Origin of the sequence: Nocardia sp. NPDC024068 (assembly GCF_040638875.1) — a bacterium.
Lineage (GTDB): Bacteria > Actinomycetota > Actinomycetes > Mycobacteriales > Mycobacteriaceae > Nocardia.
In genome coordinates, this window is the sequence record NZ_JBEZYU010000040.1 from 34,071 (window position 1) to 51,426 (window position 17,356).

Annotated in this window: 20 protein-coding genes; 10 read left to right on the plus strand and 10 right to left on the minus strand. The window is 65.5% G+C overall.

What is annotated here, in order from left to right:
* Positions 1 to 37: 37 nt before the first annotated feature.
* Positions 38 to 859 carry a mycofactocin-coupled SDR family oxidoreductase gene (locus AB0F41_RS23675; protein WP_357427255.1) on the minus strand — a complete coding sequence of 274 codons (822 nt, stop codon included), beginning with the start codon at positions 857 to 859 and terminating at the stop codon, positions 38 to 40.
* A gap of 319 nt (positions 860 to 1,178) precedes the next feature.
* On the opposite strand from AB0F41_RS23675, the gene AB0F41_RS23680 reads away from it, so the two are divergent.
* From AB0F41_RS23680 to AB0F41_RS23695, 4 genes are all read left to right on the plus strand, one after another.
* A complete protein-coding gene (locus AB0F41_RS23680; protein WP_357427257.1) occupies positions 1,179 to 1,727 on the plus strand; it encodes a DUF3558 domain-containing protein in 549 nt (182 codons plus the stop codon).
* Positions 1,728 to 1,766: 39 nt separating this feature from the next.
* The gene (locus tag AB0F41_RS23685) at positions 1,767 to 2,237 is read left to right on the plus strand and encodes a hypothetical protein (protein ID WP_357427259.1); all 471 of its coding nucleotides are present in this window, start codon (positions 1,767 to 1,769) and stop codon (positions 2,235 to 2,237) included.
* A complete protein-coding gene (locus tag AB0F41_RS23690; RefSeq protein ID WP_357427261.1) occupies positions 2,234 to 3,406 on the plus strand; it encodes a hypothetical protein in 1,173 nt (390 codons plus the stop codon). Before AB0F41_RS23685 ends, AB0F41_RS23690 begins: the two co-directional genes overlap by 4 nt.
* Positions 3,407 to 3,529: 123 nt before the next feature.
* A complete protein-coding gene (locus tag AB0F41_RS23695; RefSeq protein WP_357427263.1) occupies positions 3,530 to 4,303 on the plus strand; it encodes an ESX secretion-associated protein EspG in 774 nt (257 codons plus the stop codon).
* A 92-nt stretch (positions 4,304 to 4,395) separates the two neighbouring features.
* Here AB0F41_RS23695 and AB0F41_RS23700 read toward each other — a convergent pair whose 3' ends face one another.
* On the minus strand, positions 4,396 to 4,986 hold the full coding sequence (locus AB0F41_RS23700) for a hypothetical protein (protein WP_357427265.1): 591 nt from the start codon (positions 4,984 to 4,986) through the stop codon (positions 4,396 to 4,398).
* Complete coding sequence (locus AB0F41_RS23705; protein ID WP_357427267.1) at positions 4,983 to 5,138, minus strand: hypothetical protein; 156 nt, start codon at positions 5,136 to 5,138, stop codon at positions 4,983 to 4,985. The genes AB0F41_RS23700 and AB0F41_RS23705 overlap by 4 nt, the downstream gene beginning before the upstream one ends.
* A 306-nt stretch (positions 5,139 to 5,444) precedes the next feature.
* Between AB0F41_RS23705 and AB0F41_RS23710 the strand changes: the two genes are divergently transcribed.
* The 4 genes from AB0F41_RS23710 (at position 5,445) to AB0F41_RS23725 (ending at position 8,133) form a co-directional block, all read left to right on the plus strand.
* The gene (locus AB0F41_RS23710; protein ID WP_357427269.1) at positions 5,445 to 6,320 is read left to right on the plus strand and encodes a helix-turn-helix transcriptional regulator; all 876 of its coding nucleotides are present in this window, start codon (positions 5,445 to 5,447) and stop codon (positions 6,318 to 6,320) included.
* Positions 6,317 to 6,511 carry a DUF397 domain-containing protein gene (locus AB0F41_RS23715; RefSeq protein ID WP_357427271.1) on the plus strand — a complete coding sequence of 65 codons (195 nt, stop codon included), beginning with the start codon at positions 6,317 to 6,319 and terminating at the stop codon, positions 6,509 to 6,511. Before AB0F41_RS23710 ends, AB0F41_RS23715 begins: the two co-directional genes overlap by 4 nt.
* Before the next feature lie 484 nt (positions 6,512 to 6,995).
* A complete protein-coding gene (locus tag AB0F41_RS23720) occupies positions 6,996 to 7,499 on the plus strand; it encodes a nuclear transport factor 2 family protein (protein ID WP_357427273.1) in 504 nt (167 codons plus the stop codon).
* A gap of 322 nt (positions 7,500 to 7,821) precedes the next feature.
* Positions 7,822 to 8,133, plus strand: coding sequence for a DUF3303 family protein (locus AB0F41_RS23725; protein ID WP_357427275.1), 312 nt, complete (start codon positions 7,822 to 7,824; stop codon positions 8,131 to 8,133).
* Positions 8,134 to 8,174: 41 nt separating this feature from the next.
* Here the strand turns inward: AB0F41_RS23725 and AB0F41_RS23730 are convergent, their stop codons facing one another.
* Genes AB0F41_RS23730 through AB0F41_RS23740 form a run of 3 tightly spaced genes read right to left on the minus strand, consistent with a single transcriptional unit; the run spans position 8,175 to position 10,146 of the window.
* The gene (locus AB0F41_RS23730; RefSeq protein ID WP_357427277.1) at positions 8,175 to 8,552 is read right to left on the minus strand and encodes a thiocyanate hydrolase; all 378 of its coding nucleotides are present in this window, start codon (positions 8,550 to 8,552) and stop codon (positions 8,175 to 8,177) included.
* Positions 8,553 to 8,571: 19 nt separating this feature from the next.
* Entirely contained in the window at positions 8,572 to 9,294 is a 723-nt protein-coding gene (scnC, locus tag AB0F41_RS23735; RefSeq protein ID WP_357427279.1) for a thiocyanate hydrolase subunit gamma, read from the minus strand.
* A gap of 30 nt (positions 9,295 to 9,324) precedes the next feature.
* A complete protein-coding gene (locus tag AB0F41_RS23740; protein WP_357427281.1) occupies positions 9,325 to 10,146 on the minus strand; it encodes an SH3-like domain-containing protein in 822 nt (273 codons plus the stop codon).
* Between the two features lie 264 nt (positions 10,147 to 10,410).
* Between AB0F41_RS23740 and AB0F41_RS23745 the strand changes: the two genes are divergently transcribed.
* Positions 10,411 to 11,343 carry a hypothetical protein gene (locus AB0F41_RS23745; protein WP_357427283.1) on the plus strand — a complete coding sequence of 311 codons (933 nt, stop codon included), beginning with the start codon at positions 10,411 to 10,413 and terminating at the stop codon, positions 11,341 to 11,343.
* Between the two features lie 84 nt (positions 11,344 to 11,427).
* Here the strand turns inward: AB0F41_RS23745 and nrdF are convergent, their stop codons facing one another.
* The 4 genes from nrdF to AB0F41_RS23765 all read right to left on the minus strand — a co-directional run bounded on the left by nrdF (position 11,428) and on the right by AB0F41_RS23765 (position 15,205).
* Complete coding sequence (gene nrdF / locus AB0F41_RS23750) at positions 11,428 to 12,390, minus strand: class 1b ribonucleoside-diphosphate reductase subunit beta (RefSeq protein WP_357427285.1); 963 nt, start codon at positions 12,388 to 12,390, stop codon at positions 11,428 to 11,430.
* A 157-nt stretch (positions 12,391 to 12,547) separates the two neighbouring features.
* A complete protein-coding gene (locus AB0F41_RS23755) occupies positions 12,548 to 12,802 on the minus strand; it encodes a hypothetical protein (protein WP_357427287.1) in 255 nt (84 codons plus the stop codon).
* A gap of 115 nt (positions 12,803 to 12,917) precedes the next feature.
* Positions 12,918 to 13,847: a dioxygenase gene (locus AB0F41_RS23760; RefSeq protein ID WP_357427297.1), complete on the minus strand. Its 930-nt coding sequence runs from the start codon at positions 13,845 to 13,847 to the stop codon at positions 12,918 to 12,920.
* 266 nt (positions 13,848 to 14,113) lie between these two features.
* Entirely contained in the window at positions 14,114 to 15,205 is a 1,092-nt protein-coding gene (locus tag AB0F41_RS23765) for an ABC transporter substrate-binding protein (protein ID WP_357427289.1), read from the minus strand.
* Between the two features lie 279 nt (positions 15,206 to 15,484).
* Here AB0F41_RS23765 and ctaD point away from each other — a divergent pair, with 279 nt between their 5' ends.
* Positions 15,485 to 17,224, plus strand: a complete 1,740-nt coding sequence (gene ctaD / locus AB0F41_RS23770; protein WP_357427291.1) for a cytochrome c oxidase subunit I — start codon at positions 15,485 to 15,487, stop codon at positions 17,222 to 17,224.
* Positions 17,225 to 17,356 lie beyond the last annotated feature (132 nt).

Sequence of the window (17,356 nt, forward strand, 5' to 3'; positions counted from 1 at the left end):
GACGCACACCGGCTCCAGTGGCGACCGGCCGCCGGGCTCAGATGGTGTTCGCGCTCATCCCGCCGGAAATGGTGATCGCCTCGCCGTTGTAGCGGCGTCCGGATTCGGAGACCAAGACGAGGATCATCTCCGATACCTCGGCGGGCTGGATCAACCCGCCGCCGGCCTCGAACATCGCCATCGCGTCCGCGCGGGTGGGGTTCTCGATATCGGGCATCAGTTCGCGGTAGGTGGCCGGGTTCATGATCATATCGGTCTGCACGCCCGCGGGGAGTACGGCGTTCACGGTGATGCCGTGTTCGGCGACCTCCAGCGCCAGCGATTTCACCAGCCCGACGACTCCCCATTTCGCGGCCGTGTAGTGCCCCGACTTCCGGGCCCCCATCCGCGCGACGATGGAGGAGGTGGCCACGATCCGGCCCCGGCCCCGCTCGACCATATGCGGCACCACCGCGTGGAAACTGTGGAAAACACCGGTGAGATTGATATCGATCATGTCCCGCCAGGTCTGTTCGGGCATGTCGGCGATCAGCGCGCTGGAGGCGATCCCCGCGTTGGCGAGCAGGATATCGATCCGGCCGAAATCGGCGACCGTCTGAGCGGCGACGCTGTCCATCTGCTCCCGGCTGCGCACATCGGCGGTGATCGGGAGGCAGCGGCGGCCGGTGGCGCGGACCAGTTCCACGGTCTCGGCGAGATCCTGTTCCGACCCCAGCGGGTAGGCGACACTCGCGACCTGCGCGGTGATATCGCACAGCACGATATCGGCGCCCTCGGCTGCCAGCGCCATCGCATGCGCCCGCCCCTGCCCCCGCGCGCCGCCGGTGATGACGGCCACCTGTCCGTCCAGCTTGCCCATTGGTCCTCCCTCGCCTGGCCCTCGGTCGCGCACATCGTCGCACCCGCCTCCGACATCCGGGGCGCGCATCGGTTCGCCGTGTCGGGGTGGGGACACCGGTGCAGCGTGCTCGGGTGCCGGTCGCGGTTGTCGAATGGACGCAGTTCAGCGGGTTTTCATCGGGTACTGGCGAATTTCGGCGGGCGGTTCGACGGGCCCGGTTCGGCGGTTGCGACCTATAGTTCGCGCCGGTAACGTCTGGGCGAACCGGCAGCAGGGGGCGGAGACGCCGGTCCTCCCCAGGGTCGGACGACTAGTGGTACCGGCAGTGGAGGTCGGGATGGTTGCCGCGGGGAAGCGTAAGGCGTTGATCGCGCTGGTTGGCGGGGCGGTGCTGGCGTTGACTGGGTGTGGATCGTCTACCGAGGGGTCGGCCCCGGAGACGCCGAGCGTCGCGGCGGAGGTGCCCACCGGGTTCGAACCGTGCACCGATATCCCGCAGGAGGCCTTGGAGTCGGAGGGGCTGCGAGATCCGATGCCGGATGATGCAAGTGCCAACGGGATCAAATGGGACGGGTGCATGTGGGTACAGACCGATGGATATTCGGCTGCCATACGCACGACCAATATGACCCTTGAAATGATCAAAGGCCAGGGGTTTCCTGGAACTCTGGAATTCGAGACCGGTGGACGGTCGGCCATCGTCTCGCAGCAGGGTAAGACTCAGGTCGAGGCTTCGTGCAACGTCAACGTTGAACTGGCCGGGGGAAGTCTTGAATTCTTGCTCACCAATCCGCCCTCGCGCAGTAAGACCGGGCATCTCGATACTTGCGAACTCGCACGAAACCTGGTCGGCAAAGTTGCGCCGAGCATCCCGGCCGACGCATGAGTAGGCCGGTTCTCGGAATCACGTTGCGGAGGGACGGAAATGGTTGACGAGCCCGCGCCGCGGCCGATGGCCAACATGCTCAGCGCGGCAACCAGCGGTCAGACGTCGGTGCAGATGACACCGGAAGATTTCATCTACCTCGAGCGCGACTGTCAGTACTTCAAAGATCAGATTGTGCGTATCCAAGGTAGCGCGGAGGAGATTTCTCAGCAGGATCACTGGGGTCTGGGGGAAGCCAACGACGACTTGACGTCCGCCCGGGCAATGGTGGGTCGCTACAAGGTGAAGGCGAAAGGCGCCCCGGACGGTAACGGCGTCTGGGAGATCATGGAGCAACATTACAAGATCGTCGACGATATTCAGAACGTCTTTCGAATCATGCGGGATCGGATGATGCAGGCGGATAGCGAGTTCGCGGCGGCTATTAATTCTCTCAGCGAGACCCTGCCGGAACGGCCGCCTGCAGGGCCCGTCGTCGACCCGAACGCCTTCCTTGGCGGTCCGGCATGACCGACACGCCGGGGTATGAAAATGCGACCATCCCGGGGGGTGGAGAGTACACACCCAACTGGAATCATCCCAAGATCAGCGGCGCGTTCAGCCCACTCGATGTGAACGATGCGAACGGTCAAGCAGGGAAGTATCTGCTGATGAAACTGATGTGGGAGCAGGGTTTCGAGACGTTCCTGCGATCCACTCAGGCGTCCCTTGCGCAGGCATGGTCCGGGCCGGCTGCCGAGCAGTCCAAGCGGGCGATCCAGGACTATATCGACAAGTGTGCGCGTCCCGTGACTCCCGCGTTGGACGCGCTCGCCAACGGTATCAAGGGCGCGGCCCAGGCGATTGTGGATACCAAGACCAGGGTGGGGGAACCGCTTGTCGCCGATGGTGCATTCCTTTCTGGGGACGGATTCAAAGGATTTTTCAATACTTTGATCAGTGACGACGAGATTTCGCGGCGAACGCAGGTGGCTCAGGCGGCGATGAAAACCTATTACGTCGACAGATTCGTGGAACTCGATACCCAGATCCCGGTGATTCCCGTTCCCGCGGGCCCCACCTCCACCACCGATATCCCCGCGCCTCCACCCGGCGGATACAACACCGACACCGGGAAACCGAGTGCTACTAGCCCAGGCACCCCCGCAGGTACGACGGGGGAGACGCCTACGGGCGAGACACCGGGGACTCCGGAAGGCGAGACGCCGGGCGAGACACCCGGCGAGACCACCCAGCCGACCACCACCGACCCGGGAGACACCGCGACCGCCCCCGCGTCGACGGAGACGCCGACCGGCACCACGCCCACTGTCCCGGCGAGCACCACACCGGCCGGTGTGACAACCGGACCCGGTTCTCCGGGCGGTACGCCGTCGGGAACTCCCGGTTCTCCGGGTACTCCGGAGTCGCAGACTCCGGGGCGCACAGTCCAGGGCGCCCCGAATACCGCCGCGGGTGCTCCGGCAGGTGTCGCCGCCGGCGCGGCGAACGCCGCGGGAAACCGCGGGATGGGTGGTATGCCGATGGGTGGCGCCGGGGCGGGACGTGGCGGCGGGCAGGACGACGAATCGAAACGTTCGGTGCCCGATTACCTGATCAATCAGGAGAACGCCGACGAACTGCTGGGCGATATCCCTCCCACCATCGACGGTGGCGTGATCGGATCCAATCCCGGCTAGGGCCGGTGGGTTTCGCCGCGGATGCGGCCCGGCTCGACAGCCGGGCCGATTCTGTCGCGGAACCGTCTCGTTACCGAAGGATCGCGGGAAATGCTGTCCCGCAAAGAAAAAGAGGAATGGCCGATGTCCGAGTGGACGTGGGAGCCGGATGATTTCGCGGCCCTGTGGTACAGCGACGCCTACGACCGGTTCCCCAGCCCGCTGCGCTACACGAGCCGGTTCGCCTTCAACGATGAAGCCCGGGCACATCGGATAGCGGTGCGGGAGCGGTATTCGCCGGAAGAACGCGCGGTAATCCAGGTGGCGCTGGATACGCTGGGCACCTCGGGTTTGCAGATCGCGATCTTCGGTGGCACCGCGGCTCACAAACGCAGTACCGGGCGTGGTGATATCCGCAATTACCGGGTCGTGGGTGCCCGCACCGAGAATCACGCGGTGACGATGAGTCAGGCGGGTAGCGCCGCGGATTTCGGTTCGATCCAGGTGCGTCTGTTCCGTCCGGAGCAGTTGGCGGCCCGCCTGGTGGCTGCATTGCCCGGCTGCGCGCCCGGCGCCGCCGAACCGGCGACCTTCCATCCTGCCGATATCGAATCCCGGAAGGAGCAGTTCGAGGATCCGCAGCGCGCCCGCGCCCGGGACCGGTACCGGAAGCTGCTCCGGCGGGAAGCCGACGGTGGTGGTTGCGCGGTGCTGCGGATCGGGCGGTTCGACGCGGAGACAGAACCGGTCCGCGGGCTGGAATGGCACGACATCACCGGCGACGGCCGCTACACCGAACAGCGCGGCACCCATGTGACAGTGCGCCCCGCCACTCCCGCCGAGTTCACCCGCCATTTCAGCAGTTGGCTGGACCTTGCCTGGCAGCGGTGGGAGGAGCAGCGCGCCGAAGCCTGGTGAGGGTGGTGCAGGTGGGGCGGCGCTGCGATCGGCGAACTGCCTGAACCTAACGGATCGGCGCCGGAATCGCGGTCCGATGCACGGAAGGGTGGTCATCGAGCCCGCTGCCGTTCGGCCGGGTGTGGGGTTCGTAGCCGCAGCAGGTGTGGGTGGTTCGTAACGTCGAGTGCGAGGGCTGCGGTCCACAGGGAGGCGTGGAGAGATTCGGGTAGCCGCCAGTCCTGGGGCGCGACGGCGGGGAATCTCAGCAGTATGGGGGCGAATCCGGGCAGGTGCCGGGGGAGCACGGCCCACCACTGGCGGCCGGCGGCGTCGATGGTCGCTGCCGCGATGAGATCCGACGGAGCGGCGAGTCGCGCGGCGGCGGTGTGGACGGGGGCCGGGATATGGCTGTTGTCGGCGCGGGAATCGAGTTGGTCGGCGAAAACGGGGAAGACGAAACCGAATCCGAACATTCCGTCACCGAGGACGGTGCGGATCCGGGCCGCCGCCGCATGAATGGGGTTCGGTTCCCGCGGGCCACGGTCACCGCTCAGATAGACCTCGGCGCATTCGGAGTGGATCGTCTCGCCGTCGAAGCGGAAGCCCAAGAGCACCGGGAGCGAGTCGGCGGGAAGGGCGGGCAGAAAATGCATGGTGATCTCGGCGACGGATTCGTCGTCGGGGTAGCTGATGGCCGTCATCCGGCGAACCCCGGCGTGACGGTGTGTGTCCAGAACTCCCGGCGGATCGCATCCCACAACGGGGTGTGCTCGGGGAACCTTTCCCGCATATCCGCGAGGTCGGCGCAGGTGCGGCCGGGCAGCTCGACGGACGTGCCGACGGTGTCTCGCACCTCCAGGATCCGGATCGTCCCGCGGTCGAGCCGCCAGGCAGCGCGCCGCCCGTCGCATTCGGTATGACGAGTCGGTACGTGCGTAGTGGCGGCACCGTGCGATGGCGGGAAAGCGTCTTTGCGACAACGGCTTCCGTATCTCTCGGACATGCGGCTATGTTGCTGCAGGTCACAGACTCGGCGTAGGGCGGCGAGAAGCCGTCACGGGATCGACCGGAAGCAGCAGCACGTTTCTCGATACCTGCCTACGATTGTTCTCGCACTGAGAAACGCCGAGGCGATTCGTTGAGAAACAGGGGAGGCACGATGCCGAGCAAGGCGGATCTCAGCGGCACCACACTGCCGCGGCGGCAACTGGGTAGGGCGTTGCGCGACGCCCGCCACGCACGTGGGTCGACGTTGGAACAGGTGGCGCGGGACACCGAGTTCAGCCGGGCGACGCTGAGCCGGATCGAATTGGGACAGTACGAGCGGATCAAAGTCCGCGAGGTCGAATATCTCTGCCGTTACTTCGACCTGCCGGATGATCGCACCCAGTATCTGATGGCGCTAGCAGCGGAATCGAATTCGAAGGTCTGGTGGCAGAGCTATCGGCACTTTCTGCATGAGGGGTTCAGTTCGTATCTCGAGCTGGAGTCCTATGCGACCGAATTCAGGTTCTTTCAACCCCTCGTAATTCCCGGCCTGCTTCAGACAGCAGACTATGCCAAAGCTATCTACCGTGCTTACGCGCCCGACGACCCCGAGCAGCAGATTGGCAGTCGGGTCGAGATGCGGATGCGGCGCCAGCGGCGACTTGCGCAGCGGCGTTGGAAAGCTCGGATGGAATACGTATTGCATGAGAATGTGCTGCACACCGTGGTCGGTTCGAAGCGGATCATGGCGACGCAGTGCCGGGCCATTGCCGACACGAGTACCCACGAAAACATCACTCTCAGGGTGCTGCCCTTCACCGCTGGGCTACCGACCGGTGATGTCGTCCAACCGTTCATCGTCCTCGACTTCCCGGATAGCGAACCGACCGTGGTCCACTCCGAGGGCGCAATCGGTTCCATGACTTTCGAGGACGCCGACGATGTGGCGCGGTTCCGCTCGCTGTACGACACGCTTCGGTCCTCGACGCTCGATGAGGTGACCTCGCGGGATCGAATACGAAGAATTGCAAGGAGATACGACCAGTGATGGGCGAACTATCCGATGCGCAGTGGTTCAAGTCGTCGTATAGCGGTGGAGGTGGCGACTGCGTCGAAGTCGCCTGGCTCGGTGCGGGGCGGGTCGGTGTCCGGGATTCCAAGAACCCGGCCGGCCCCGCGCTGAACTTCGCGACGGAGGAGTGGGACGCATTCCTCGCACGGGTGGGTCCGGGGGACTGATATCCGGGAGGCCGATAAGGGTTCTCCGGGGCTGTCGGGACGCCGGGAACCGGGCCGGTGGTGGTCGCGGGCGCGTTCGACCTGCGTGTGATCCGGACCGAAGACCGTGACCGTTGGGACGAGATCGCACGTGACGGCCGGTCCGGCGACGAAGGTGTAGCCGATATGGTCGTCGGCTGCGGGTATACAGGTGACGAAGAGCTCCCGCTCGCTCGCGGTGGGTGGTTTCGCCGCGGGGGATCTCGCTCTCGTGCTGGTAACCGTAGTTGATCACGCGGGATTTTTCCGGGCTGAGCAGCGCTTTTCGGAGAGGTCATCCGTCGCCTTGGCCGCCTCGCCGGCGGAGAGCGTACTGGCGTTGTGGGCGCGGACGCAGCGGTCGATATAGGTGCGGGAGACCTCTGGCGGGCGCGCCGGATATACATTGCACAGTGACCCACCCGCCGGCCCGATCAGCCGGTACGAACGTTCGCGAGGAGAACATATGCCGCCCGCACAGCCACCGCGGTCCAGCGAAGCCGATCTGGCGCGGCGGTTGGCGCGGCTGGAGGCGGTCGAGGAGATCAAGGCGCTCAAGCACCGCTACCTGCGCGCGTGTGACGCGAAGGACCCGAAGGTGTTCCGGGAGTGCTTCGTCGACGCGGGTGCGGCGGTCGACTACGGAGTGCTGGGGTCGTTCGACGCCGACGGGATGGCGGCGGTGTTCGAGAAGATCGCACTGCAGAAGGTCGACGGTAAGAACGTCATCCTCGATATGCACCATGGTCTGCACCCCGATATCACCGTCCACGACGACGAGCACGCTTCCGGCCGCTGGACGCTGAAATTCCGTCAGGTGAACCTCGTGGAGAACACCGAGACGGTGATGACCGGTGAGTACGACGACGAATACCTCGTCGAGGGCGGGCGCTGGAAGATCGCCGCCTGCCGGTTCACGCAGAATTGGTCGATCACCCGCCCGGTCGACGAGAGCTGCCGTATCCACTGACCATAGCTTCTTGCTATGATAATTCCGGTGTTGGTCGGCTTCGAGGCCCAGCGCGTTGTGAGACGCCGACCGGATATCGGCCCTCTGCTTCCGCGCGAACGCACGGATCCGAGCCTTTGCGAGTGACGATCGGATTCTTCGCTGACATTCGTTCGAATACCGGTGCGATATCCGGGCCCGCACAGTCCATACCGCCGGAGAGCGGAACCGGCGGCCCGCGAACTCATGCCTGTCCCGAGCGTCCCTGTCGCGCAGGGAATTCGCGATCTGCGCTGTTTGCGTGCTGCATGATCCGCTGCTCCGGGGATCCCTGGGAGGACAGATGAAATACGTGATTTCCTGGACATACCGGTGGAACGGCTCGGCAGCCGAGAACGAGCAGAGCATCCGGCGCGCGCTGAGTGTGTTCGCCAACTGGAAACCGGTCGACGGCGTGACCTACCACCAGCTCGTCGGACGGCTCGACGGCAGTGGCGGGTTCGCGGTGGTCGAAACCGACAACCCGATGAACCTGACCGACGCCCCCAATAAATTCGGCTTCTTCGCCGATTACCAGATCTTCCCCGTCGGCGAACTCGCCGAAGTCGCGCAGTCGATCGAAGAGGGCGCGAGCTTCCGGGAGTCCATCGGCTGAATCATCCGGTCTCGGACGCGTTGTCACGACGGACCGAGCGGTCAGGAGCCGGGACGGTCGGCGTCGGCGGCCTCGAGCCGGGCCCGGACCTGCTCGAGCCGCCGGGCCAGATCGTCCTCGTCGATGATCTTCCTGGCGATCAGTGAATGCGCCAGCGCGACGAGCTGGTTCTCGGGGAAGGGCAGCCCCGCGTACGTCTCCCCGGTGAGCCGATCCTCCTCGTCGCGCCGGGTGAGCAGCGGTAGGGCGGTACCTTCGCGGTCGAGGGCGTCGCAGATTCCGTCCAAACTCGATTTCCACGGTGGGCTGGGATTCTCGACACCGTATTTCTCGGCCATCCGCGGCCACACCTGCCCGCGGTCGATCAGCTGCTCCAGCAGCGGAACCCTGATTCCCGTGACATCCCGGTCCATCGGCATCTGTTGTCCCTTCGGTCGGTCAGTGGTTTTCGGCCGGATGGACCGCGGCATGGACCGGGCGTTGCACATCCGCGGTACGTCCGGGTTTGGGGAGAGCGACGCCGATGAGGCAGTCGCGGGTCACGATCTGCGCGAGCTGTTCTTCGCTCCACCCTTCCGTACCGTCGGGCCGCACCGGAAGCACCATGAACCGGTGCTTGGAATTGGAGTCCTCGACCCGGATCTGGACATCCTCGGTGAGGTAGAGGCCGAACTCGGCGAGTACCTGGCGGGGCCAGCGAACGAGCCGGCGGCGGTAGTTGGGCGTCCGGTACCACTCCGGGGAATTCCCCAGCAGCGGCCGGGGATAGCAGGAGCACAGGCTGCAACAGACCACGTGATGCAGCGTCGGTGTGTCCTCGAGGAGGTGCAGCGCGGTGAAATCGCTGGGCGTCCCGAAGCCGGTCGGTTTCAGCCAATCGATCCCGATTTCGTGACATGCGGCGATGGCGTCGTCCAGGGCGAGTTGCCGGAAATCGGGGTCGGACCAGATCTTGGCGACGAACCGGGAACCCGGCGCCGGGCCGAGCTGCTCGAAATATTCGGTGTAGCTGCGGTGATCCTCGGCGGTGAACAAGCCCTTCTCGATCGCCAGCTCGCGTAGCGCGATTTCGAGTACCTCGAAATCGGTGACCTCTTCGACCATCGGTGCCGCGTGCCGGACCGACTCGTCGTCCTCGTGCTCGTGGGGTTTTCCGCTCATCGTGTTCCTCTCATCGAGGTGCGACCGGGTCTATGAGCTCGCTCGGAGCCAGGGCTCCGAAATTTCCGCCTGTAGCGTGTCCTCGGGACATCCCTGATAGGGGTCCCACAGATCCTTCATCTCGAAGCGCACGATGTAGAACCATTCGGGCCGCCGGTCCTCGCGGTCGAACGCTTCGTCCTCCGGGATCGGGCTTTCGTAGGTCACCTTGACGACCGTTCCCGGTTTACCCCGCAGATACTCCTGGGTGCGGGTGTAGAAGATGGTCGGAAGGTCACGCACCAGCACCCGGTCGCCGACCGCGAATCGGGGCGTATCCGCCTGCCCGGCGAAGCATTGGGGATCGCCGTGACCGACCGCGTCCCGGTGATGAATATTGCGGACGACGTCGCTGCCGTCCCCGGTGCCGCGGGGTGCGGGTTCCAGCGGACCCGGCCGGCCCGCGCACCGCGCCCGGACCTCTTCGCTGCGTTCGAGCAGTTCACGCAGCGTGATATGCCGTTTATCGATGAGGCAGCGGGCGATGGCCAGCACCCAGCGACCGTAATAGGGGAAACCGAGATACTGCGTACGCCCGAGATCCACGTTGCCCAGCCTGCGGCGTTCCTCGGATGTCCAGATGCCCCGCCAGCCGAGTACCTCGCAGGTGATGAACGTATTGAGCTCCCAGATCTCCTCTTGTTTCTCCTCGAAAACAGCCGGTGCATCGGGTTCCCCACCCACGTCGTGCGGGGTTTTCATGAATGCCCGAAACATCTCGTGGTCGATCTGATCGGGGTAGGGCCAATCGCTGAACCGATGAAACGCGACGCGTAGCTGACTGCCAAAGTCGTCCATGACCGAATTTGCCATGTTCACCATCTCCCTGGAGTGGGCGGTTCGTCACCCACTCTAAGGGGGTTCGGCTCGAATTCATGGTTTCGAATTCGACAAGTTTGCCGGTCGACTACGCGGCGCCGGGGGCCGATTGTCTCCGTCGCGGATATGGCCCGTGCGCATCACGGGACACAACCGCCGGGTACCGGTGGTACCCGCGGACACGCCGACAGCCCGGACACGCCGCGTCCCGAAGGACTTTCTAGCGTACGAAACCTGTTGTCGCATAACGTCGCCCGCATGGTCGGCTCCGCGCACGAGGCTATGCACCGCCTCTTCCAACACGACCCGGGTGTCTTCGCCCGGGCATTCCGGGCGCTTGAACTCCCCTTCGACGACCCGGCCGAGGTAGCGGTATTCACCAATGATCTGACCGAAATCCGTCCGCTGGAACGCCGTGTCGACACCTTGCTGCGGATCACCACAGTGCGCGACGGTCCGTTTCTGCTCCTGGTGGAAGCGCAGGGCCGTCAGGACCAGGACAAGCCCAGCGCGTGGGCGTACTACCTGGCGCACCTGCATGCCAAATACCGGTTGCCCGTCGTGCTGCTCGTCGTGTGTCAAGACGTGGCGACCGCCGAATGGGCTGCCGAGCCGATCAACATCGGGCTGTCTCAATGGTGCAGTCTCACCGCGCGTCCGCTCGTCCTCGGACCGCACAACGTTCCGGTGGTAACCGATCCGGATCTGGCCGCCGCTGATATCCCACTGGCTACGTTGTCGGCGATCACTCATGCCAAAGACCCGGACATCGGTGCGATACTGAAAACACTTGCCGATGCCCTGCACGAACTCGACAATGAAGAAGATTTCCACGTCTTCGCCGAACTCACCGAACTCGGTCTCGGCAGTACCCGAGCCGCGAAAACCTGGAGCAAACTGATGAGCGTGGACCTGTCGTTCTACCGTTCCAAGACTTCCCAGCGCCTGCGCGCCGAGGGGCGCGCCGAAGGGCGCGCCGAAGGGCGTGTGGAAGGACGAGTCGAAGGCAGGGTAGAGGGCCGGCTGGAAGAAATTGCCGACAAGACCCTGCGATTGCTGGAGGCGCGGGGTATCGACGTTGCCGCGGCCGACGAAGAACATATCCGGAGTTGCGTCGATCCGGAGGTTCTCGACCGCTGGTTCGACCGGGCCATCACCGCCACGGACGTTTCGGATCTCTTCGCCGAATAGCGGGCTGCGACCGGTCCGCCACCGGGCCGAATCGGCTTGCCTTGTGGTGTCCCGGGCCGTGGTCCACCACGGCCCGGGGCGGGATCAGAAGTCCCAGTCGTCGTCTTCGGTGTTGACCGCCTTGCCGATGACGTAGCTGGAGCCCGACCCCGAGAAGAAGTCGTGGTTCTCGTCGGCGTTGGGGGACAGGGCCGAGAGGATGGCCGGGTTGACTTCGGTCTCGTCCTTGGGGAACAGGCCCTCGTAGCCCAGGTTCATCAGCGCCTTGTTGGCGTTGTAGCGGAGGAACTTCTTGACGTCCTCGGTGAGACCGACCTCGTCGTAGAGGTCCTGGGTGTAGTCGACCTCGTTGTCGTAGAGCTCGAACAGCAACTCGAAGGTGTAGTTCTTCAGCTCGTCGCGTTCGGCCTGGGTGATCTGCTCGAGGCCGCGCTGGTACTTGTAGCCGATGTAGTAGCCGTGCACGGCCTCGTCCCGGATGATCAGGCGGATCATATCGGCGGTGTTGGTGAGCTTGGCGCGCGAGGACCAGTGCATCGGCAGGTAGAAGCCGGAGTAGAACAGGAAGCTCTCCAGCAGGGTGGAGGCCACCTTGCGCTTGAGGGGGTCGTCGCCGCGGTAGTACTCCAGCACGATCTCGGCCTTGCGCTGGAGGTTGCGGTTCTCCTCCGACCAGCGGAAGGCGTCGTCGATCTCGCGGGTGGAGCACAGGGTGGAGAAGATGGAGCTGTAGCTCTTGGCGTGTACCGACTCCATGAAGGCGATATTGGTGAGCACCGCCTCTTCGTGCGGGGTGAGCGCATCCGGGATCAGGCTGACCGCGCCGACGGTGCCCTGGATGGTGTCGAGCAGGGTGAGGCCGGTGAACACCCGCATGGTGAGTTGCTTCTCGTCGGGGGTCAGCGTCGCCCAGGACGGGATGTCGTTGGATACCGGGACCTTCTCCGGGAGCCAGAAGTTACCGGTGAGCCGGTCCCAGACCTCGGCGTCCTTTTCGTCGGGCACCCGATTCCAGTTGATGGCCGATACCCGATCGATGAGCTTCATCCTGCCTCCACACCCTTCCCGACGACTCCGATGGACTCGTAACACTACCCCTTGGGGGTGAGATCATCGAGCAGTCCCACAGGTTGTGTTCGCGCGCGTCGAACCCAGTGCGAAAAGTGGGTTTTCGGCGGGCGGGACCGCAGGCGCCGAGCGTACTTCAGTCGTCGTGCGGGGGTGTGCGGTGGTGCCGGGATTCCTCGTCTCGGCGGGGACGCCGGTATCCGTAGTCGCCGGCGGGGGACGGCGACATGGCCAGACCGAAAGCCAGGCCGAATCCGATACCGAGGCCGACGCCCACGGCGAGATTGCTCAGGACCACCAGGCCGAGCGGGATCCCGATCGCCAATCCGATGGCGATCCCGATACCCAGCCGGTAACCGAGTGAGCGATCACCCTCGACTTTGTCGCCCATACCCTCGACGGTACTCGCGAAATAGGCTTCTACCTGGGGTTATAGGTCTCGGAATGGTTGACTTCCGGTTTCGGGACGGTAGTCCCGGCAGGGTGCCGCCCGGGAACCTCCCGGATCAGTTGCCGGTCGGGGGCATACCCCCGGACGGTCCGCCCGGGGGCATACCGTCCGGCGGCGGACCGGGAGAGGTGCCGCCGGGGCCGCCGGGAGGCGTTCCGCCGGGGCCTCCAGGAGGTCCGCCGCCGGGACCGCCTTCCGACTGGTTCGCGGACTTCTCGGCGACGCCTATGGTCAGCGAGATATCCATACCGGATTGGGCGCTGCCGGTGACGGTGGCCATTTCGGCGTCCCAGCCGTCGCCGAAGACATTGTCGGAGGCCAGCGTGACCTCGGACAGGTTGGTGAGACTGCGCGCGTAGCCGGAATCGGCGTTGTAGACCTGTTCGCAGACGTCCTGGGGGAGTGCGATCTGTGAGGTGAGGCGGGCGTTCTCCCCGGCGACCGCGGTTTCGAGGCTGTCGTAGACCTCGAAATGGATATGCGGCCAGCGACCGGAATAGCAGGCCGGGAAGATCGAGGTGAAGCTCACCTGACCGGAATCGTCGGCGACCTGCACCCCGCGCAGATAATTCTGCTCGGTGATGTCCTTGCCGTACAGCGAGTACTCCCCGTCACGATCGCAATGCCACAGATAGAGCGCCATTCCCGTACCGGCGGCGCCCCCGCGGGCCAGGTCCTGCAGGGTGAGCCGGATCGTCGCCGGCGCCCCCTCGGCCGTGCCGGAGTACGGGCCGAAACTACTGGTGATGTCGGAGCGCACGACACCGGATTCGATGAGCACATTGGGGCCGTTGGAGCCGTCGCCGGGATAGGGTCCGGCGGTCTCCTGCGGGGCCGCGCCCACGGTCTGCACCGTGCTCGAGGCCGCCGAGGCGGAAGTCGAACCGCCGGAGTCGCCGCCGGTCGAACAGGCCGCGGCCACCGACGCGGTACCCGCGGCACCCAGCAGCCACAGCGCCCGGCGGCGGGAGAACAGCACCGACATATCGTGGGCGAGCCCGAGATCGTGTTCGTGCCGTTCCTCCGGCCGCTGTGATCGACGTTTCCGCACGTTGTGCACCTCTCTCGACGATGGTGACCTCGACGGTAGAAACGCTGCCTGGCCTCCGCCTGGATCCGGGCTGTGAGTCCGCTGTGGGCGCACAGCTCCGGAAAAGCGGCGGTGCCGGGTGGCAGCAGGCCGCCATCGTAGGGCGAGGTGGGCGTGACGCTGTGGAAACCGGGCCGTGCCGGCGGTGTCGGGGGCCGGTCTCAGTCCATGACGTAGGCGTTGAGGGTGTCCCGGATATCGCCGAGCGCGGTGCGCGCGGAGGTCAGGCCCGTGGTGTGCCAGAGGGCGTCGTCGAGCACGAACATCCGGTTGTCGGTGACGGCGCCGAGTTTTTCCCACGGCTCCGAGCGCATCACCGATTCGCCGTGCTCCTGGCCCTCGGGTCCGGCGAACATGACGTAGATCAGATCGCCCTCGGCCGCGACCGGATCGGATTCGTCCACCGGCCCGGACGTCTCACGCTGGGCGGTCGGCCGGCCCGCGCCGGTATCGGCCAGCACCTGCGCCGCGAAGGTCTCGCTGCCCAGGAAATCGGTGCCGTCGGCGGTGAAACGCACAATCGACGCCTGGCTCAGCGGGGCGTTGATGGTGTGCCCGGTCTCGGCGGCCTCGGTGTCGTAGGCGCGCAGGGCGGTCACGCCGGCCCCGGCCCGGCCCAGCGCCCCCGCGAACGCGGTGAACTGATCCCGCCAGTCGCGGCCCGCGCCGACCATGACCGTCGGCGCGATCTCGCTGAGCGCCTCGTAACCGGCCCGCCCGGCCGGTGCCTCGCCGATGATGAGGTCGGGGTCCAGTTGCGCGATGAGCGCCGGATCGGGATCGGCCGCGGGGCCGACACCCGGGATCTCGAGGACGCCGTAGCCCAGGTAGCCGGGCTGCGGGGTGGGTCCGGCGACGGTGGTCGCGCCGACGACGCGTTCCCACAACCCGACCGCGCAGGTGGCGTCCAGCGCGGAGGTACCCAGCACCACGATCCGCTGCGGATCGGCGGGTACCCGGGACTCCCCGGACTCGTGCCGTACGGTGCGAGCCGGGCCCTCGGCGGGATCCGGCGCGGTGGGCAGTGCGCACGCCTGCGTGGTGTCGCGTTCGATCCCGACCACGCCGGCGCCGGCGATATTGGTGGTGGTGCGGATGATCGACGCCGAATCGTCGGGATGGCTCGCGCAGGCGGAGACCACCAGGGCGCAGCAGCCGAGCGCGACCGCAGTCCACCGGCGGGCGCGACCGCCGCGCGCGGCGATCCGGGAAGTACGCGCGGCTGGGGTATGGACAGCGGGGCTCACCGGCATGCCGGGAAGGGTACATGCCCACCGTGATTCGCCGCTCATCACCGGTAACCGCCGGACGGACCGGAGGTCGCGGTGGTGGTGTGGGGTCCGGATGGCGGGGGTCGCGCGGACCACGACGCGCGGCAGTACGACACAGAGTAGGACCCGTTCGCCCCGCTCCGGAGGGAAGGTTTACGATTCGAGAAGCGCACAGCTAACCGTTGGCCGTCTCGTGCACCGGGGCGGCGGGCAAATAGTGGAGCCTGCGGAGCGACCCTAAAGGCACCTTCAGGAGGATCAGTGACTGCCGTAGAGCCCAAGCCAGTCCCTCGGGGGCTGGAAGCGACTCGGCCATTTCCGGCGCGAACGGGGCCGAAGGGGTCGTTCATATTCAAGATGGTGACCACCACGGACCCCAAGGTCCTGGGCGTCATGTACTTGACCACCTCGATGGCGTTCTTCCTCATCGGTGGCCTGATGGCCCTGATGATGCGCGGTGAGCTCGCGCGCCCGGGTCTGCAGTTCCTCTCGCCCGAGCAGTTCAATCAGCTGTTCACCATGCACGGCACGATCATGCTGCTGTTCTATGCGACCGCGATCGTGTTCGGTTTCGCCAACATCATCCTGCCGCTGCAGATCGGCGCCCCCGACGTCGCCTTCCCGCGCCTGAACGCCTTCAGCTACTGGCTGTACGCGTTCGGCGCCACCATGGCGACCGCCGGCTTCATCACCCCGGGCGGCGCCGCGGACTTCGGCTGGACGGCGTACGTGCCGCTCACCGATATCCTGCATTCGCCCGGTGTGGGCACCGACCTGTGGATCATGGGCCTGGCCGTCTCCGGTCTGGGCACCATCCTCGGCGGTGTGAACATGCTGACGACCGTGGTCTGCCTGCGCGCTCCGGGTATGACCATGTTCCGGATGCCGATCTTCACCTGGAACATCGCCGTCACCAGCGTGCTCGTGCTGCTCGCCTTCCCGCTGCTGACCGCCGCCCTGATGGGTCTGGCCTACGACCGCCACCTCGGTGGCCACATCTACGATCCGGGCACCGGCGGCATCCTGCTCTACCAGCACCTGTTCTGGTTCTTCGGACATCCCGAGGTCTACATCATCGCGTTGCCGTTCTTCGGCATCGTCTCCGAAGTCTTCCCGGTGTTCAGCCGGAAGCCGATCTTCGGCTACACCACTCTGGTCTACGCGACCCTCGGTATCGCCGCCCTGTCCATCGCGGTCTGGGCGCACCATATGTACGCCACCGGCGCGGTGCTGCTGCCGTACTTCTCGTTCATGACCTTCCTGATCGCGGTCCCGACCGGTGTGAAGTTCTTCAACTGGATCGGCACCATGTGGAAGGGGCAATTGACCTTCGAATCACCGATGTTGTTCTCGGTGGGCTTCCTCGTGACATTCCTCTTCGGTGGTCTGTCCGGTGTCATCCTGGCCAGCCCGCCGCTGGACTTCCACGTCACCGACTCCTACTTCGTGGTCGCGCACTTCCACTACGTGCTCTTCGGCACCATCGTGTTCGCCACCTACGCCGGGATCTACTTCTGGTTCCCGAAGATGACCGGCCGCATGCTCGACGAACGTCTCGCCAAGTGGCACTTCTGGACCACGTTCCTCGGCTTCCACCTCACCTTCCTGGTGCAGCACTGGCTGGGCGCGGAGGGTATGCCCCGCCGCTACGCCGACTACCAGGCCGGTGACGGTTTCACCACGCTGAACACCATCTCCACGATCGGCGCCTTCGTCCTCGGCGCGTCGATGCTGCCGTTCCTGTGGAACGTCTTCAAGAGCTACCGCTACGGCGAAGTGGTGACGGTGGACGACCCGTGGGGTTACGGCAACTCGCTGGAATGGGCCACCACCTGCCCGCCGCCGCGGCACAACTTCTACGAACTGCCGCGGATCCGCTCCGAGCGTCCCGCCTTCGAACTGCACTACCCGCATATGGTCGACCGGATGCGCAAGGAAGCGCATGTGGGCTTCAGCGGTGGAGCCCGGCACCATGCTGACGAAGCACTGGTGAAGAAGTAATTTTGAAGGGGCCCGTCCGCTGGAGGGTTCGGCTGTAATTTTGGAGCGGCTCCGCCGCTCGAGGTTCGGCCCTCCTGAGCGTCGGCTGTCCGGCCTCGAGACTCGTGGCTTCGCCACATGCGCTTCGAGGCC

Coding starts and splice junctions, on each gene's coding strand:
- AB0F41_RS23700 (WP_357427265.1), bottom strand. CDS start 4,986: ATGACGGCCATCAGCTACCCCGACGACGAATCCGTCGCCGAGATCACC.
- AB0F41_RS23745 (WP_357427283.1), top strand. CDS start 10,411: ATGGTCGGCTCCGCGCACGAGGCTATGCACCGCCTCTTCCAACACGAC.
- AB0F41_RS23755 (WP_357427287.1), bottom strand. CDS start 12,802: ATGGGCGACAAAGTCGAGGGTGATCGCTCACTCGGTTACCGGCTGGGT.
- scnC (WP_357427279.1), bottom strand. CDS start 9,294: ATGAGCGGAAAACCCCACGAGCACGAGGACGACGAGTCGGTCCGGCAC.
- AB0F41_RS23740 (WP_357427281.1), bottom strand. CDS start 10,146: ATGGCAAATTCGGTCATGGACGACTTTGGCAGTCAGCTACGCGTCGCG.
- AB0F41_RS23695 (WP_357427263.1), top strand. CDS start 3,530: ATGTCCGAGTGGACGTGGGAGCCGGATGATTTCGCGGCCCTGTGGTAC.
- AB0F41_RS23690 (WP_357427261.1), top strand. CDS start 2,234: ATGACCGACACGCCGGGGTATGAAAATGCGACCATCCCGGGGGGTGGA.
- AB0F41_RS23730 (WP_357427277.1), bottom strand. CDS start 8,552: ATGCCGATGGACCGGGATGTCACGGGAATCAGGGTTCCGCTGCTGGAG.
- AB0F41_RS23760 (WP_357427297.1), bottom strand. CDS start 13,847: ATGTCGGTGCTGTTCTCCCGCCGCCGGGCGCTGTGGCTGCTGGGTGCC.
- AB0F41_RS23680 (WP_357427257.1), top strand. CDS start 1,179: ATGGTTGCCGCGGGGAAGCGTAAGGCGTTGATCGCGCTGGTTGGCGGG.
- AB0F41_RS23725 (WP_357427275.1), top strand. CDS start 7,822: ATGAAATACGTGATTTCCTGGACATACCGGTGGAACGGCTCGGCAGCC.
- AB0F41_RS23675 (WP_357427255.1), bottom strand. CDS start 859: ATGGGCAAGCTGGACGGACAGGTGGCCGTCATCACCGGCGGCGCGCGG.
- AB0F41_RS23720 (WP_357427273.1), top strand. CDS start 6,996: ATGCCGCCCGCACAGCCACCGCGGTCCAGCGAAGCCGATCTGGCGCGG.
- AB0F41_RS23685 (WP_357427259.1), top strand. CDS start 1,767: ATGGTTGACGAGCCCGCGCCGCGGCCGATGGCCAACATGCTCAGCGCG.
- AB0F41_RS23710 (WP_357427269.1), top strand. CDS start 5,445: ATGCCGAGCAAGGCGGATCTCAGCGGCACCACACTGCCGCGGCGGCAA.
- AB0F41_RS23765 (WP_357427289.1), bottom strand. CDS start 15,205: ATGCCGGTGAGCCCCGCTGTCCATACCCCAGCCGCGCGTACTTCCCGG.
- nrdF (WP_357427285.1), bottom strand. CDS start 12,390: ATGAAGCTCATCGATCGGGTATCGGCCATCAACTGGAATCGGGTGCCC.